A 16312-nucleotide genomic window follows, 5' to 3' on the forward strand; every position below is an offset into this window, starting at 1 on the left:
ATCGAAATTGGCTTGAATATCCCCACAATTACATAGGGAAAAGGGTGGCTCACACACATGCGAAGCATGAGCATCGGTACCAAAATCAGTTTGATCGTTATCAGTATATTTATCGTCTTCTCTTCAGCCGTGGCGGTAAGTGTAATCCTGGAGATGAAGCAGGGGATCACGACATTTGCTACAGAGAAGGCAAAGCGAGATTTGGAGATGGCGAATAGTATCATTACATATAAGCATCCAGGAGATTGGGCCATTAAGGATGGACAATTATTCAAGGGAGATACCGCGCTGGAAGGCAACTTTGAACTGGTGGATGAGATTGGAGAAGCTTCTGGGGACACAGTGACGATCTTCCGAGGTGACGAACGTGTCGCAACAAATGTCATGGTGGACGGAAAACGTGCTGTTGGCACGAAGGTATCTGACGAGGTCGCTCAGACTGTTTTGCAGCAAGGGGAAAAATACTTCGGTGAAGCCGTGGTTGTGGGCCAGAAATATCAGACGGCCTATGAACCAATCAAGAACGCATCCGGAGAGATTATCGGAATTTTCTATGTTGGCGCTTCTCAATCGTTAATTGATGTAATTATCTCCTCATTCCTCAAGACATTCCTGATCGTATTCCTGCTTGCAATGTTAGTCGCAATTACCCTGATCCTGCTGTACGTTCGCAGGGTTAGAGTAAGAATCGAACGGGTATCCGTAGCGATTAAACGTGCGGGTACGGGCGATTTCACACAGCCAGTTGTGGACAACGTCCAAGACGAGATTGGTATGCTGGGCATGGGATACAATGAGATGAGAAGTAATCTCCAGGTCATCATTCAAGGAGGACTTCAAGCTGCGGAGAAAGCAGAGCATTCGACTGGGCTGCTACTGAAGATTGCGGACCAAACGTCCAAAGAATCGGCGCAGATTGCATCCTCCGTTGAACAAGTCGCACAAGGAGCCGAGAGTCAGACAATTAGTACGGAAGAAAATCTGCAGGCCATGGAAGAAGTGGCGATAGCCGTACAACGCATGGCGGACAAGGCCTCCAGCATCTCGGACTCTGCTTTGTATTCACGTAAACAGGCTGAAACCGGAGGTGAAGCGGTGCAACTTACCGTTCAGCAGATGTCTACCATTGAATCTTCCGTTACCACAACGGATGAAGTCATTCGTATGCTGGAAGGGAAGTCGGCACAGATTAGCCAGATGGTTTCCGCCATTCATGAGATTGCAAATCAAACGAATCTGCTTGCTCTCAATGCATCCATTGAAGCAGCAAGAGCAGGGGAGCATGGCAGAGGATTTGCCGTCGTATCTACCGAGGTTCGTAAACTGGCTGAACAAGCCGGAGACTCTTCAGATCGTATTGAAGAGCTGGTCGAAGCCATGGAACAAGATATGCAGCAATCGCTATCGGCCATGTCGAGAGTGAAGGACGAAGTACAGGAAGGACTGCGCTTGACCCGGGAAACGGAGCAAAACTTCAGCCTGATCCGGGATACAAATCTGCGTATGGCTACAGAGATTGAGGACATGGCCGCGACAAGTGAAGAGATGTCCGCAGGCGTGGAGCAGATTGTAGCTTCTGTGCATGAGATCGCTCGCCATGCGCAAACGGCTAGTACCAATTCACAACAGGCTGCCGATTCTGTCCATGAACAGCTCAAGTCGGTAGAGCAGATCAAGGCATCTGCGGCTATTTTGTCTGATGTGTCGACAGAGCTGCAGACCTCACTTAGTCCGTTTAAGATTTAATATCTGTTACAATAGGGAAAAGGAGGGACTTCATATGGCCCCTGATAAAACAAAACTTTTCCCGAATGAGAATATCCGTACGGTATGTTACATTCAAAACCTGCCGCCGCGTTCCAACGTGGACATCGGTGATTATACGTATTATAGTGATAACACAAATCCGCCAGAGCAATTCTATGACCGGATACAGCATCATTATGACTTTATTGGTGATCGCCTAATCATTGGAAATTTCTGTGCAATTGCGGAAGGTGTGACATTCATTATGAATGGTGCGAATCATCGGATGGAGGGTATGACCACGTATCCGTTCAACATTTTTGGTGGAGGATGGGAGCGTGTGACACCTACACTGGAACAACTTCCATATAAGGGTGACACGGTACTGGGGAACGATGTATGGCTTGGACAAAATGTAACGATCATGCCTGGTATCACGATTGGAGACGGGGCAATTGTTGCCTCCAATTCAACCGTTGTTAAGGACATTGAACCCTATACGATTGTTGGTGGTAATCCAGCCAAGACTGTTAAAAAGCGTTTTGACGAAGAGACGATTGCACTGTTACTGGAATTGAAGTGGTGGGATCAGGATGAGGAATGGCTGGATACGCATTTGGAACGTCTTGTCTCTACATATGATCTACAGATCTTGCGCGAACTTCTGAACAGCAAATAGGATGGTTGTGCATTGTGCTTAAAAGACAAATAAGCTGGTTCCTGACGGAGCCGGCTTCCAAGCAAATCAGGCCCTGGACCGTTTTGAGCGGATCAGGGCCTCTTGTTGTCCAAGATGAAATGTAATTTAACGGGTGGGTGGTCGTAGGGTACAATCAGACTTTGTTGATGGGGGCTTCAAATGAGTGTGATTTTCTGTATGATCCGAGTTTGTCTGTTTGCCTGAATAAAAGTTAATGATATCATCAACGGTAGTAAACACGACATTTAAATCCATATTATCATTGTGTGTTTGAATAAAAACCTCTTTTCAATAAGTTGTTGCGTTGTTTAATTTAAAGCTTCTTTCATGCTTAAGCCTGCTGTGAATACAGGAACTTTACCTGCAGGTAGTTGAATTTCTTTGCCTGTTTTCCGACTTCTTCCCGTTCTTGCCTCACGCTTCTGCACTTCAAATTTCCCGAATCCGACCAGTTGAACTTCTTTGCCTTCTTTGAGAGCTTCGAGAATCGAGTCCAATACAACGGTTACAGCTTTTTCAGCATTCTTCTTGGAGAAACCGCCAGCCTTAGCTACTTCTGTGATCAATTGTTCTTTATCCATGGGGAATACCTCGCTTTCAATCTTGGGATGTGAAATCTTTTCTTTACTGTGCAACATATGTGTAAATAAAAAGCTGCCTTATTAATAAGGCAGCTTTCATATAATTAAAGTTTAGTAACGTTCTCAGCTTGTGGTCCACGGTTACCTTGAGTTACTTCAAATTGAACGCGTTGACCTTCGTCCAAAGATTTGTAACCTTCACCTTGAATTGCACTGAAATGAACGAATACATCTGTTCCTTCTTCAGTTTCGATAAAGCCGAATCCTTTATCCGCGTTGAACCATTTCACTGTACCTGTTTGCATGTGATTCCTCCAAAAAATAAGTTTTTAGCCGATCATTATGACGAGTATAATTTAAAATTGACACTCACCTGGTGCATTTAAACCACGAACTTGATGTCCGCTAATGTATCGATTAATATGATAATACCATGTCCGCTAATATAAGTCAAGATTTGGAGGTATTTTCTAATGAATCAGTCATCAGGGGTTTCGGTGCAGCGGGAACCGACAGTAGAGGAATTCATACATATGCTTGCTAAAGAGGGAGAATTACATCCCAAAACCGTGAAGGAATATGCAAGTGATCTGAAGCACTTTATCGAATGGTACAAGGAAAGCACCATGCTCAGCGAAGAGTTCTCACTGCGAATTGAAGATGTGGATACATCCACTTTAGTCAGTTATCGTGAAGATGCTCACCAAGTTATGTTATTGAAACCAGCCACCATTAACCGGAGATTGATTACGCTGAAGCGTTTTTTCAAATGGGCTGTCTTGGAATCCAGGCTCAGTCATGATCCTTCCAAACCATTAAAATTCATCCCGGAAGACAAAGTAAGTCCACGCCGAATGACATTGGAAGAAGAGCAGGCATTCCTCGCGGCAGTGGAGTATGGTAATTCCCTTCGTGATCAGACCATCCTCACCCTTATGTTTCACACAGGCTTGCGAACGATGGAGGTATGCAACCTCAAGCCTCATGATATCGAAATTGGTAGACGAAGCGGTCACCTGACAGTGAGCGCAGATAAACGCAACGTGCAACGTAAGATCCCTCTGAATATGCAGTGTGTTGTCATGTTGAATCAGTACTTATCTGATCTTGCTACCGATCGTGCGTACCTTTTTCCCTCAGAGAAGACAAATGATCGTTTAACGGAGAGAGCACTGCGCCACCTGATTAAAAAAGTAATGATAACAGCAGGGCTGGAAGGACTGAGTTCACACGACCTGCGTCATCGTTTTGGCTACGCCATGGCTGAGCATACGCCACTGCACCGTTTGGCCGAGATAATGGGACACACCAACCCAGATACAACAATGATTTATTTTAAAGCATTAAGTACGAATCATCGTAAAGAACAAGAATGAAGACTGAATTATAGTCAGAATCAAAACACCTCTTATTAGAAGTACTTCGAAATTTTCCGTGTTTGTATTACTTTAACCTACCTTTAGCATTCATATACGATCCTTCACATTTCACTTAGGCACTGCCCGACAGGGTTGCCTTACCTCTACTAAAGAAAGCGATTACATATCCCTGATAATATTGTATATAATGATGGCAACCTTGGAACAGATCAACATGAGCCTTTGCATTTGCTTCAATTCGGTGAGCAATAAGAAATCAAATGGATTCACAATGCTACATATATATTCGTTGATAGGGCTAAGGCCGTCATCAAAAGGGAGGAATCCAAACGTGTACCGGGTACTGCTGGTGGATGATGAAGAAGATGTGCGTGAAGGACTTGTTGTAGAGGTCGATTGGGAAGCGCTCGATCTGCGGATAGTCGGTTTGGCTGAGAATGGGCGGGAAGCATTGGAGATGGCGGAGAGGGTAGAGCCGGACATTGTGGTGACGGATATCAGCATGCCATTCATGAATGGTCTGGAACTCGCACAAAGATTGAGGAAACGTAATCCACTCGTAAAGGTGGTCATTTTGACTGGATATGATGAATTTGATTATGCGAGGCAAGCCATCTCGTTAAGTGTGGACGAATATCTACTGAAGCCGTTCTCGGCAGGACATCTCACCGAACTGCTCACAAGATTGCGCGCCCAGATGGCGTCTGAAGTGGCTGAGCGTGAAGATGTACAGCAGCTGCGTGAGCACTATCATACCAGTTTGCCTTTATTACAGGCAGATCTGATGGCGACCTTGCTCCATCGACAGAAATCCTCAACATATATTCATAGTAAAGCCAAACAATGCGGATTGGATCTGACAGGGGAACGCTATGGGGTGTCCGTATTGACACTGCATATGGATGGAGATGTACAGAAGGAGAAGTCTGAGGGAGTATTCAGCGAGCCCCCACAGCGACATAACAAAACAACATCCGAGGTAGCGGATCAGTCTGAGATATTCATTCCCGGAGGTTCCTTGCGTCAATCTGAGGATGCTGAACTGAAGCGCTTTGCTGCACTTAACATTGCGGCAGAAGTTTGGGCGGAGCATGGGGCTGGTCATGCTTTTATGCATCAGGAGACGATTGTCCTGCTCTATGTGGATCGCTCGGGCGGTACAGATGGAGCGAAGCGGCAACAGAAGGCTTTGGAAAATGTGATGCGCAGCATCAACCACTATTTACGTATCCCGGCTACGGTGGGCTCTGGTCAGATTGTGGATACACTCGCGGATGTGAATCATGCCTATGAAGATGCCCTGCTGGCATTGGATTATCGGCTTGTGCCCGGGACAGATTCAATCATATACATTGCGGACGTAGAGCGACAGACGGCGGGCAAGCTGCGTTTCGACGAGTTGAAGCAGCAGACGCTGACACGATGCCTGAAGGCAGGTACACAAGCAGAGCTGGAGGAAGCACTGGCGATCATTTTCCGGGAAATTACAGTGGAACACGGGCGAAGTGATATTCAACTCTATTTAATTGAAGTATTAACAACAGTATGGAAGGCAGCACAGGCATCAGGAGAAGCGATGGAAGATATCTTTGGTGCAGGGTTCCAGTTGTATGCGGATTTGTTCCGACTGCCGGGACTTACTGAGGCACAGAAGAAGGTACGGGAAGTCTGTCTACTCGTACAACATCGCATTGCCAGCGGACGCCAGCATGTATACAAAGATATTGTCGAGCAGGCATTAGTTTTCACGAAAGAGCATTATGCTGACCCGGACCTGTCCATTCAGAAGGTGTGCGGACATTTGCATATCAGCTCCGGTTATTTTTGTGGCATTTTCAAAAAAGAAGTACAACTTACCTTCCTGCAGTACCTGATGCAGATCCGAATGGAGGCAGCGCGTGAACTGCTTCGCTCGACCGAGCTGAAGTCGTTTGAGATTGCGGAGCAGGTTGGCTTTGCCGAACCCAATTATTTCAGTTTTTGTTTCAAAAAACATATTGGCGTCTCGCCCAAAGAATATCGTAAACAGGCTTCCCAGGCGGCAAGTGAAGGTTCAATCCGATGAAGTTGTTGTCCAGATGGGTAAAGTCCATGGGACCTCAATTACGCTCTCGTCTGCGTTCGTCCAGAGTCAGCAGTATCCGGTTTATTATTACATGGTCCTTTTCCGTCTTCATCGTCTTGGTGCTAACCATCATGGCGATGCTTCTGCATGACAAGTTCACGCAGGCTGCCGAGCGAAGTGCGGAACTCACGACGAGACAAATTGTGGATCAGGTCAGTTATAACCTGGAGGATTACGTCCGCAGTATGTCGCATCTGTACCGTGCCATTGAGGAACACATGTTGCGTGACGGGACATGGGAAGGGGAACTGGTGGACAAACAGCTTGACACACTGCTCAGCAGTCGTGAAGATATCATCTCGATTACTTTGCTTGATTCCACGGGGAAATTGCTCAAGAACCGACCTACAGCCGAATTAAAAACCAGCGCCCATGTGACACAGCAAGGGTGGTTTCAGTCTGCGCTTCGTGTGCCGGATCACCTGAGTTTCTCGTTACCTCATATTCAGAACATGTACACAGGCCCATATAAATGGGTCGTTTCCATGAGCAAAGGCATAACGATACGGCAAAATGGTCAGAATCGGCAGGTTATCCTGCTGGTCGATATCAATTTCAAGCAGATGGATGAACTGAGCCGTCGGGTCAGTCTGGGGCAACGAGGATACGTGTATATCATCGATGAGAGTGCGGGCAATATCGTGTACCATCCGCAGCAACAATTGATGTATATGGGACTCAAAAGCGAGAATATCGAACAGGCTTTGGTGGCTTCCGGCAGTTACGAAGATGAAGCAGATGGGCAGAAAAGGCTGAATACCGTAAAGTCCGTTGCCAATATCGGGTGGAAAATCGTCGGTGTTGCTTATTTGGATGAGATTATGACAACGCGTCAGGAAGTGAACGGATATCTCATTCGTGTATTGGTCGTTGTACTGGTACTGGTCATTCTTGTCTCGCTGTTCTTATCCTCCAGTCTGACTCGTCCGATTCGGCGAATGGAACGTAAAATGAAGGCCGTAGAGCGCGGGGATTTCAACGTGGAGTTGCCTATTGAAGGGCCGCTGGAGGTGGAACGACTATCCCGTCGCTTCAACCTGATGGTCAATAAAATCCGAACCTTGATGGATGAGATCATCCATGAACAGGAACAGAAGCGGCGTCTGGAGCTGGAAGCCTTGCAGGCCCAGATCAATCCACACTTCCTATACAATACGCTGAATTCCGTGGTGCGCATGGTAGGCATGAGCCGCAATGAGGAAGTGATTACGATGATTACATCACTCTCGCGACTGTTCCGCATCAGTCTTAGTCAAGGTAAAACGATTATCACGATCAGGGAAGAGCTGGAGCATGCGCAGCACTATCTGACGATTCAACAGATGAGGTTCAAACGCAAATTCAACTATACCATCAATGCCGATGAGACGCTCCTGGATTGCCTGACATTAAAGCTGGTGCTTCAACCCCTGATTGAGAACGCCATTGTTCATGGCATCGAGTACCACATGGACGAAGGAAGTATTGAGATCGATGTTTATCGTGAGGACAACAAACTGGTGTTTCGCATTACAGATAATGGGGTCGGCATGACGGAAGAACAGATGTCGGGATTACTAAGTGGTCGTCCGGTTGTCAAAAGCGGTGCAGGATCAGGCGTAGCTGTACGCAACGTACATGACCGAATTCGGCTCTATTATGGGGAGGCATATGGCCTTGAATTTGCAAGTGAGTTGGAAGAAGGCACCACGGTCTGGGTTCGGATCCCCATTCAATCGCAGCAGAAGGAGGGCGAGCCTAATGACAGACAACCAAGTGAATAGGAACGATGACCATAGAGTTAAAGGATTGAATATTCGTACGTTTTGGAAAAAGGTTGCTGCGAGTTTCCCTGGAATTCGGAAACGTCGGTTAGTAACCCTGACAGTTGCAAACTGCTGTCTGCTCATATGTAGCGCCTGTGGCTTATCGAGTCCCGATACTACGGCAGTACCGCCACGTATTGCGCTCATTACGCCAGCTGGGACAGGGGAACTTGCGGAAGCTATCCGGCTTGGCGCCGAAGCGGCTGCCAAAGAGAACGGAGCCGAACTGATTACTGTGGAAGCATACCCTTCCGATGGTGATGTGTACACGCCTGCCATTCTGGACTCCGCGGGTAGTCAGATGCAGGTCAAACAGGCAAATATCAACAGCCAAACGTTGTCTCGCAGTGCGCGAGAGCAGGCTCAAGTGGAGGCCGCCGCATCGGCTCTGAAGCAGGGGGCATCAGCTCTATTGGTTGATCCCCTAAGTGAAAAGGCACTTAGTGACATCATTCAGGAGGCACAGACAACAAATTCCGATGGAACCATTGTTCCTGTCATTGTGCTTAACGATGAATTTCCCGTGAAAGGCATCACCAGTTTCATCTCAATGGATAATGTTGAGGCGGGAAGACAGGCCGGGCAGGCTATGGCGGAGCTTTTGGAAGGGAAAGGGCATGTGGCTTTATTGGGCCCCGATCCTCTTAATTCTGGTCTTATTCAGAGAGAGCAGGGAGTCATGGAAGCCTTGGTACAGTATCCTAATGTTCAAGTGGAACCCAAATCGATATGTAATACACGGGATGGATGTTGGCAGACTGCGAAGCAATTGCTGGACCAGCAGGAGGTGGATGGTTTCATTACTCTTCAGGAACCTGCTTCTCTGGGGGCGGCTGATGAACTGAATCGACGCAACTCTGCGGACAAGGTAAGGATTGTTGGATTCGGCAGTGAACAACAGCAACTGGAGCAATTGCAAGAAGGGGTCTTTGATCATCTCATCGTCCAGAATGGATACAGTGCAGGTTATCTGGGATTGAATCAAGCCGTTGCGCGGCTGAACAATCAACAGGTGCAAGCGAGAGTGTTACTTGAGACCAAGCTGGTTAGTACAGACAATATGTTCTGGATGGATAACCAGAAGCTGTTGTTTCCTTTTGTACAATGAACCAATGCTGGAACGAGTGCCGGAACGAATGCTGAATGAAGAAATGAAGGTGTGTGTTAACTTGAGGAAGATTTCGATAGAACAGGTGAAGATATTGTATTCGAATTTAATGTAAACCCTTTCATAATAAAGACATCGGTGAAGCCGAATGAACTTGGGGGAGGTCATTAGGATATGAAGAATATGAAGAAAACGTGGATGACACTTTTGATTACGGCATGTATGGTTGTGGCGGCGGGGTGTAGCAGCGGCGGAGACAGCGCAGGTGGAAGTACGGGAACAGATACAGGAGGCCAGACAGCAGCCGGTACGGAAACGCCAAAGATTGGTGTTGCCATCTACAAATTTGATGATACATTCATGACTGGTGTACGTAATGCCATGACCGCAGCAGCGGAAGGTGTTGCGACTCTGGATATCGTGGATAGCCAGAATGCACAGCCGACCCAGAATGAGAAAGTGGACCTGTTTGTGTCTAAGAAATATAACGCAATGGCCGTGAACCCGGTGGACCGGACGGCGGCGGGTGTCATCATTGACAAGGCCAAGGCAGCGAACATTCCAGTGGTATTCCTCAACCGTGAGCCGGTGGCGGAAGATATGAACAAGTGGGATAAGGTGTATTACGTAGGAGCCAAAGCGGAGGAGTCCGGTACGATCTCCGGTCAGCTGATTGTGGATTACTGGAAAGCACATCCGGAAGCGGACAAAAACGGCGATGGCAAACTGCAATACGTCATGCTGAAAGGGGAACCGGGTCACCAGGATGCAGAGCTTCGGACCAAATATTCGGTTCAGGCGATCCAGGATGCCGGAATCGAAGTGGAAGCACTGGCGGAAGACACGGCGATGTGGGACCGGGTGAAAGGTCAGGAGAAAATGCAGGCGTTCCTGGCTTCCCATGGTGACAAGATTGAAGCCGTTCTCGCAAACAATGATGACATGGCCTTGGGAGCCATTGAGGCATTGAAAGCAGCCGGATACTTCAAAGATGGCAAATCCATGCCGGTGGTAGGTGTGGATGCAACAGCTCCAGCCATTCAGGCTCTCCAGGATGGCACAATGCTGGGCACGGTGCTTAATGATGCCAAGAATCAGGGTGCAGCCACGGTGGCACTGGCTTCCGTACTTGCCAAAGGTGAGACACCAACAAAGGAAAATACCAAATACGATATTACAGATGGTAAATATGTCTGGATTGCATACAAAAAGATTACAAAAGACAACATCGCCGACGCCCAATAACAGCACGAGACAGGGACGTCCGACATTCGGGTAGCGTCCCTTTTTTGCCGGTCATATGGAAGGGAGGAACCAAGATGGAGTCACCTTACCTGCTGGAGATGAATGGAGTTTCCAAAGCATTTCCGGGTGTGCAGGCACTAAGTCAGGTCACATTGAAAGTGAAACCGGGGACGGTTCACGCCTTGATGGGAGAGAATGGAGCGGGGAAATCCACACTTATGAAATGTCTGTTCGGCATGTATCACCCGGATGAAGGAACGATACGTATCGAAGGAAAGGATGTGGATATTCCGAATTCCAAAGCGGCACTTCAGCAAGGCATATCCATGATTCATCAGGAGCTGAATCCGGTCCCGCATCGTCCGGTGATGGAGAATATATGGCTGGGTCGTTTTCCGATGAGGGGAATACTGGTGGACGAGAAACGGATGTATACCGATACGCTGGCGCTGTTCAAGGACTTGAACCTGGATATTGATCCGAAGGCTCAGGCGGGAACACTGTCTGTCTCCAAGATTCAATCCATGGAAATTGCCAAGGCGGTCTCTTTTCAATCCAAAGTCATCGTCATGGATGAGCCAACTTCTTCCCTGACAGGCAAGGAAGTGGATCAGCTCTTTACCATTATTAATGAACTGCGCAGTCGCGGTGTATCCATTATCTATATTTCACACAAGATGGAGGAGATCCTGACGATCTCGGATGAAGTGACGATCATGCGTGATGGCTTTGTTGTCGGGACATGGGATGCTGCTGATCTAACGACAGATCTGATCATTACGCGTATGGTTGGCCGTGATCTGGACGAACGTTTCCCGGAACGGACGAACGTACCCGGTGAAGTGATATTAAAAGCCGAGGGTCTGACATCAAACCAGTCCAAATCGTTTTGTGATGTATCCTTTGAGCTGCGAAAAGGTGAAGTGCTTGGCATTGGCGGCCTGGTTGGAGCACAGCGGACAGAACTGATTGAGTCCTTGTTTGGACTGCGCGGACTCGCTTCAGGTACGATTTCGATTCATGGGCGCAAGGTGAAGATTAACTCCCCCGCAGCAGCAAAGCGTCATAACATCGCGTTGCTCACGGAAGAAAGAAGGGTCACAGGAATCTTCCCGGTGTTGTCGGTGTATGAGAACACGATCATTGCCAGTCTGGGGCGCTACCGAAATCGTGTGGGCTTGCTGGACGAGAAAAAGGGCCGCGAAGAGGCACGTGAGCAGACGCAGAAGTTCAGAACCAAAACGCCTTCAGTTAACACGCTGATTCGAAACCTGTCTGGCGGCAATCAACAGAAAGTTCTGTTAGCGCGCTGGTTGCTGACCGACCCGGAGATTCTGCTACTGGATGAACCGACACGTGGAATCGATGTAGGGGCCAAGTTTGAGATTTACACCATTATTACGGAACTGGCTCGTCAGGGCAAAAGCATTATCATGATTAGCTCAGAGATGCCTGAGCTTTTGGGTATGTCGGATCGCATTATGGTGATGAGCGAAGGGCGTCTCACCGGAATCGTGGACGGAGCCGAGGCAACCGAGCAGGATATTATGAGGCTGGCCGCGCAGCAGCGGATGGCTTAGTCAGGAGGGAAACAGATGAACACACAGATGATCAATCAAGTGAAACAATATGTAACACAGCGCGCCATCTTTATCGTATTGATTCTGCTCATCATTGGTATTGCGATTGCCGATCCGAATTTTCTTGCCTTCTCCACACTGCGGGACATCTTACAGCAGTCCTCCACAAGGGCCATTATTGCGCTCGGTGCAGCCTTTATCCTTGTCACGGGCGGGGTTGATCTGTCCGCTGGACGTGTGGTTGGACTGACGGCTGTTGTATCGGCATCGATGTTGCAAATTGACGAGTATGCAAACCGCTTCTTCCCTGATCTGCCCCAATTGTGGGTGGGTCTACCGATTCTTGTTGGGATTACCGCAGGTCTATTCGTGGGATTGGTGAATGGACTCATTGTCGCCAAATTACATGTGCCTCCTTTTATCGCAACGTTGGGTACGATGGTTGCCGTGTACGGACTGAACTCCATTTATTTTGATACGGAACCCAATCAGTCACAGCCGATCGGAGGATTGCGACCGGACTTCACTGTGATTGGCTCTGGATACATTGATCTGGGCGGGGGTTATTCCATCCCGTATATTGTCCTGATCGCGATTGCGGTGGCATTAATCTGTTGGGTGATCTTTAACAAAACACGTCTAGGCAAAAACATGTACGCGATCGGTGGCAACATTCAGGCAGCGCATGTATCCGGGATTCATGTGGCACGCAACCTGGTTGCCCTGTATGCCATTGCCGGTGCGTTGTATGGCCTGGGTGGTGTGCTTGAGGCAGCACGCACAGGTGGAGCAACAAACAATTACGGTAACATGTATGAACTGGATGCGATTGCCGCATGTGTGGTAGGCGGCGTATCAACGGCAGGAGGTATTGGAACGGTACCCGGGGTTATGGCGGGTGTGCTGATCTTCGGGGTCATTAACTATGGTCTAACGTTTATCGGTGTAAGTCCATACTGGCAGTTAATTATCAAAGGATTGATCATTGTTGCTGCGGTGGCTTTTGATATCCGTAAGTATATGGCGAAGAAATAAGATGAGCCTCAAGAGGTTACACCAGTCACTCCGATGACAGAACAACCTTCTGATCGCTGTTATCCCCAGATTTTTTGATTCCCTTCTAAAGAAGTGAAAATCCGGGGATAGCATACGCTTCCGATGCAGCTTTCTTTCAGAAAGCTTTTAGGCGAACGCTCCGCTTCTTCAGGTTATTTCTGTCCTCTACGTTATCGTGTAAACAATTTGTTCATCTTATATGGAAAAGCAGCAAAGAAGCCAGCCCTCGGGATATAGAGAGCTGGCTTTAATTGTTTAACCATTGACCATCCAATCGATAACGGGGATAACTGGTCCAATGATGCATAAGAGCAACATAAATCCGGCGACGTTATAAGATACACTTGTGCCATAATGTGAACGATTTTTTTTGGCGATCAAGAAGGCTGGAATCCAGAAGAGGGCTGCTACTACAAAAGGAATGTGAAGTCCTTGAGTTCCGTTGCTATAAATAGGTATGTTTATTAAGTTGAAAAGATAATGACTGATCATAAAATTTGTTGTGCCCCATTGGAAATTAAAGGCGAGACCCATCAATAGTACGAGTAGAGAGAGCGTTCCGAGGCCCAGTGGTTTTCGTTGTGTTGTCATGTGATATCCTCCATAAGAAAGTATTTATCCTAAATTAATCCATTAATGTATTGTACCACAATATTGATCTATGCGAAGAGGAATTGTTTCACTTTTGTTGATTACAATTACATCATATGTCCTATTGCCTTCATAATTTATACATTCGTGCGAATTTGGCGAGCCTCCACTAATCGACAACATCAGCTAATCATAATCGATATAATACATGTACATAAGTTATTTGATGTGAGTTTTATGTCAAAGGGGGCGAGGCTGTTTGCTTAGTTACACGATGAAAATGGTGATATTCCCGCTAGGTTGTCTGCTTGTCATTCTGTCCTCTTATGTTCTCAGGCTTACCCCTAATATGGCAATAATGTCACTTTCGGCGACATTATTGGTAGCAAGTATTTATGGGGAGAGACGATATCCTGTGCTGCGAAAATTTCAGTGGATTTTTCTCGGGATATTCCACTATTTCAGTGAACTGAACTGGTGCAACATGCTGTATTATATGCTCATTATTTCAATGATCCAGGACAAACCAAGGTTGACGCAGACCTTGCCGATTTCGTTGCTGCTTATGCTGCAATATACGTTGATTCGGCTTTCGTATGTGCCTGTAGATACATATGCTTTGCTGGTTTCGTTATTTGACCTGTTAACCTCGGTTGTTATCATTTTTTTGTACCATACCTTAATCAACAGTGAGGTCGAGAAGCGTAGGCTTCGGGAAAAAAATCGGTTCCTGACCCTGCATGATCCGCTTACCGGACTGTTGAATTACGAAGGTTACATGGAGGTGTTACATAAGACAGTAGAAGAGCAACGGTCTTTTTTGCTTGTCCTTCTGAACGTCAATAACTTTAGCGGCTTTAAAAAAGAGTCAGAAGATCCTTGGTGTACGGTAATCACAGGTACAGGCCAGATGATCAGCAATCATTTCACCGAGGCCTATGGCATATCCCGGTATGCAGGAGACCGATTTGCGGTCGTTTTGCCAGAGATACAGGATGTGGAAGAACGAATGTCGTCACTACTATCCGTGCAACTTCAAGGACTCCAGGTAAGCTACAGCATCTCCCTGTACCCGGAAATGTCGGATTCGTTGCAGCACTTTATGACGGTAGCCGAGGATAGGCTGCTTCAACAACAGCGCAGCAAATGGCTGAAAAATGAAGAAGAAGTATTTCGTTCCGAGAGACTAAGGGCTGTAGGTGAACTGGCCGCGGGTATGGCTCACGAAATTCGGAACCCGCTTACCGCAATTCGGGGATTCCTGCAGCTGTCCCGTGGACAAGCGTTTAATATCGCGCCATGGTATGAAGTGATTATGGGTGAGGTGACAAGAGTAACCGATCTGACGGCTGAATTTTTGCAGTTTTCCAAACCACATGCGAATCACATGAAGCCTGAACATTTGGGTCACTGCCTTGAACGAGTGATGTCTTTGACCGAGTCAGATGCGGCATCCCGAGGGCATCAAATTACGCTTGAAATGACTAATGAGCCAGTTGTGATCATCATGGATCGAGATAAAATTGTGCAGGTATTGATCAATCTGATTCGTAACGCTTTTGAAGCAATGACAGACCCTGGTGAGGTCCATATGGATTTGTTGCAGGACGGAGACGCAGTGCTCATTTCAATTACAGATACAGGAAGCGGCATTCCGGAAAATTCGCTATCCACCATCTTTAATCCATTTTATACAACCAAAGAAGAAGGTACGGGACTGGGACTTGCGCTCTGCCAGAAAATCGTTCAGGATCACAATGGTAAGATTACCGTCCATAGTGAAATGGGGGTTGGTTCCACCTTCACGCTTCATCTGCCAATGGAGACGTAAATCATATAACTTACCAGAGATAGCAATTAAGTAGTCATTAGACAAAAACATAAAAACGCCGCATGGGTCCAGAAGAACCCCGTGCGGCGTTTAATATTTCGATTAATAAAGTTAATGTGTGGAGACCACATCGGTTCCGATCATTTTAGATATATAAGAGTGTGACTTTAAATTCAAGTAAGCGATATGATGATGGAGGTCAGCGTATAAAAGTCTGAAGTTCAAGCCGGTTGATCCTGGCGAATGGGTAGTCGATTTTCTAAGGAACATAGGACGTCTTATTTGGCCTTCAAGTCCTTACTTTAATTTGTAAGAAACTTCAGACACGTTATTTCCCAACATCCCATGAAAAAACGCTGAAAATGGCTGTTTATTTGGATATAACGTGTCTCAGGTTCTTTAGATTTCTGAGGGAGCTTCAAAAGCTTGAATAAGGCGCCTCAGATTCGTTAGTTTACGCTCTTGCTCTGTTCCAACCGCGAGCTGGACGATGTCCTCAAGCCCGCCCCGGCACGGAGTGGAGCTTTTCATTTGGAATAGATTAAATCCACTTTTGTGGCATATT

General features: G+C 47.1%; 13 protein-coding genes. 10 read left to right on the top strand and 3 right to left on the bottom strand.

From position 1 onward, the window contains the following. The first annotated feature begins 57 nt into the window (after positions 1 to 57). Both C170_RS03685 and C170_RS03690 read left to right on the top strand, forming a co-directional pair. Positions 58 to 1746, top strand: coding sequence for a methyl-accepting chemotaxis protein (locus C170_RS03685; RefSeq protein WP_036606364.1), 1689 nt, complete (start codon positions 58 to 60; stop codon positions 1744 to 1746). Positions 1747 to 1780: 34 nt separating this feature from the next. Then, positions 1781 to 2425 (top strand): Vat family streptogramin A O-acetyltransferase, encoded by a 645-nt coding sequence (locus C170_RS03690; protein ID WP_036606366.1) that lies wholly within the window; start codon positions 1781 to 1783, stop codon positions 2423 to 2425. Positions 2426 to 2754: 329 nt separating this feature from the next. Here the strand turns inward: C170_RS03690 and C170_RS03695 are convergent, their stop codons facing one another. Then, the gene (locus tag C170_RS03695; protein ID WP_036606368.1) at positions 2755 to 3027 is read right to left on the bottom strand and encodes an HU family DNA-binding protein; all 273 of its coding nucleotides are present in this window, start codon (positions 3025 to 3027) and stop codon (positions 2755 to 2757) included. A 104-nt stretch (positions 3028 to 3131) separates the two neighbouring features. After that, on the bottom strand, positions 3132 to 3332 hold the full coding sequence (locus C170_RS03700; RefSeq protein WP_017690333.1) for a cold-shock protein: 201 nt from the start codon (positions 3330 to 3332) through the stop codon (positions 3132 to 3134). A gap of 168 nt (positions 3333 to 3500) precedes the next feature. Between C170_RS03700 and C170_RS03705 the strand changes: the two genes are divergently transcribed. The 7 genes from C170_RS03705 to mglC all read left to right on the top strand — a co-directional run bounded on the left by C170_RS03705 (position 3501) and on the right by mglC (position 13304). Continuing rightward, complete coding sequence (locus tag C170_RS03705; RefSeq protein WP_036606375.1) at positions 3501 to 4403, top strand: tyrosine-type recombinase/integrase; 903 nt, start codon at positions 3501 to 3503, stop codon at positions 4401 to 4403. Positions 4404 to 4737: 334 nt separating this feature from the next. Further along, positions 4738 to 6471, top strand: coding sequence for a response regulator (locus tag C170_RS03710; protein ID WP_036606377.1), 1734 nt, complete (start codon positions 4738 to 4740; stop codon positions 6469 to 6471). A 26-nt stretch (positions 6472 to 6497) separates the two neighbouring features. Next, on the top strand, positions 6498 to 8294 hold the full coding sequence (locus C170_RS03715) for a sensor histidine kinase (protein WP_051446996.1): 1797 nt from the start codon (positions 6498 to 6500) through the stop codon (positions 8292 to 8294). Beyond that, positions 8272 to 9444 (top strand): substrate-binding domain-containing protein, encoded by a 1173-nt coding sequence (locus C170_RS03720; RefSeq protein WP_051446983.1) that lies wholly within the window; start codon positions 8272 to 8274, stop codon positions 9442 to 9444. The genes C170_RS03715 and C170_RS03720 overlap by 23 nt, the downstream gene beginning before the upstream one ends. Before the next feature lie 183 nt (positions 9445 to 9627). Further along, entirely contained in the window at positions 9628 to 10689 is a 1062-nt protein-coding gene (locus tag C170_RS03725; RefSeq protein ID WP_036606548.1) for a galactose ABC transporter substrate-binding protein, read from the top strand. Between the two features lie 74 nt (positions 10690 to 10763). After that, positions 10764 to 12269, top strand: coding sequence for a sugar ABC transporter ATP-binding protein (locus tag C170_RS03730; protein WP_051446984.1), 1506 nt, complete (start codon positions 10764 to 10766; stop codon positions 12267 to 12269). A gap of 15 nt (positions 12270 to 12284) precedes the next feature. Beyond that, on the top strand, positions 12285 to 13304 hold the full coding sequence (gene mglC, locus C170_RS03735) for a galactose/methyl galactoside ABC transporter permease MglC (protein ID WP_036606383.1): 1020 nt from the start codon (positions 12285 to 12287) through the stop codon (positions 13302 to 13304). Between the two features lie 276 nt (positions 13305 to 13580). On the opposite strand, the gene C170_RS03740 is transcribed toward mglC, so the two are convergent. After that, entirely contained in the window at positions 13581 to 13916 is a 336-nt protein-coding gene (locus C170_RS03740; protein WP_036606384.1) for a hypothetical protein, read from the bottom strand. A 415-nt stretch (positions 13917 to 14331) separates the two neighbouring features. Here C170_RS03740 and C170_RS03745 point away from each other — a divergent pair, with 415 nt between their 5' ends. Beyond that, positions 14332 to 15747: an ATP-binding protein gene (locus C170_RS03745; RefSeq protein WP_051446985.1), complete on the top strand. Its 1416-nt coding sequence runs from the start codon at positions 14332 to 14334 to the stop codon at positions 15745 to 15747. Positions 15748 to 16312 lie beyond the last annotated feature (565 nt).

Origin of the sequence: Paenibacillus sp. FSL H7-689 (assembly GCF_000517905.1) — a bacterium.
GTDB classification, from domain to species: Bacteria; Bacillota; Bacilli; order Paenibacillales; family Paenibacillaceae; genus Paenibacillus; species Paenibacillus amylolyticus.